Here is a 485-nt window from a genome sequence, read left to right on the forward strand (position 1 = left end):
AGACCGAACAGCTCCACCAGGGTCTTGCCGGCCGACGCCATGGCGTCACGCGGGCGCATCGCCTGCTTGGTCTCGACGTCGACGATCAGCTTGTCGAAGTCGGTGCGCTGCTCGACACGCGTGGCCTCGACCTTGTACGTGACCTTCAGCACCGGGCTGTAGATGGAGTCGACCGGAATCCGGCCGATCTCCTGGCCCACCTGCTTGTTCTGCACCGCGGAGACATAGCCGCGGCCGCGCTCGACGGTCAGCTCCATCTCCAGCTTGCCCTTGCCGTTGAGCGTGGCCAGGACCAGATCGGGGTTGTGCACCTCGACACCGGCCGGGGGCGCGATGTCGGCGGCGGTGACCAGACCCGGACCCTGCTTGCGCAGGTACATCACGACCGGCTCGTCGTGCTCCGAGGAGACGACCAGCTGCTTGATGTTCAGGATCAGGTCGGTGACGTCCTCCTTGACGCCCGGCACGGTGGTGAACTCGTGCAG

At 66.2% G+C, this 485-nt stretch carries 1 protein-coding gene; it reads right to left on the reverse strand.

All coding sequences use genetic code 11. The annotated features are described in order from the left end of the window. On the reverse strand, positions 1-485 hold a 485-nt coding region (locus MQN93_RS43745), incomplete at both ends, for a DNA-directed RNA polymerase subunit alpha (protein WP_242713926.1).

Origin of the sequence: Streptomyces spinosisporus (genome assembly GCF_022698145.1) — a bacterium.
GTDB classification, from domain to species: Bacteria; Actinomycetota; Actinomycetes; order Streptomycetales; family Streptomycetaceae; genus Streptomyces; species Streptomyces spinosisporus.